Annotated in this window: 1 protein-coding gene; it reads right to left on the bottom strand. The window is 33.6% G+C overall.

All coding sequences use genetic code 11. The features are described from left to right. Positions 1-600, bottom strand: a 600-nt coding sequence (locus OU788_RS12515) for a choice-of-anchor D domain-containing protein (protein ID WP_274635469.1), incomplete at its 3' end; no start/stop codon positions are given. Positions 601-738 lie beyond the last annotated feature (138 nt).

The raw sequence follows: 738 nt of genomic DNA, 5'->3' as shown, positions 1-738 counted from the left end.
TTTTGTACCTCCTACAGCTAACGTTTCTGCTGTTGCAGCCGTTGCAAATTCAGAAGCATTTGTTCCTTTTACCTCAAAAGCAGTAATTTCTAAGTCGGCATCTCCGCTATTTGTTATGGTGAATGTAGCATCATCTGTTTGGTTAATTTCTACTTCTCCAAAAGATAAAGTTGTTACATTTAAGTCTACAGTTGGTAGTGGTTTTGGCTCTGCAACTCCTGTTACTGTTACTTCTTTTTTACCTATGTTAGTAGTAATTTCTAAAATAGCCTCTTTGTTTCCTTCTGTTAAAGGAGCAAAAGTAATTTCGAAGCTATAAGCCTCTCCTTTTCTAATTACTTTAGGCACTGCGCTTGTAGAAAAATCTGCTGCATCTGTTCCTTTTATAACAAACTCATCAATTTCTAAGTCTGCTTCTCCTTTATTTGTTACTTCAAATGAATAACTAGCAGACTGCTCTACTTCTACTGTTCCGAAGTCTTTTTCTGTTTGATCTATAGAAAATACTGCTGGAATAATTTCTTCATCTTTATCACAACTTGTGATACTTGCAAGTACAAAAAGAATAGCACCTGCATACATGGTAATTTTTTTTCTCATGTGTGTCTTTTTTTCTAATTTTTATTTTTTGCACTTCTATATAAAAGTGCTTTTCCCTTATTTGGGCATAAAAATATAAACACAGTAACTAACACACTGAAAAACTTGCTGAAAGGGGTTTATTCTTTTCTAAAACGT

Origin of the sequence: Tenacibaculum sp. L6 (assembly GCF_028823685.1) — a bacterium.
In the GTDB taxonomy this organism is placed as follows: Bacteria; Bacteroidota; Bacteroidia; order Flavobacteriales; family Flavobacteriaceae; genus Polaribacter.
Note: the sequence above shows the minus strand (reverse complement) of the source record. Positions and strands in the feature narration are given on the sequence as shown.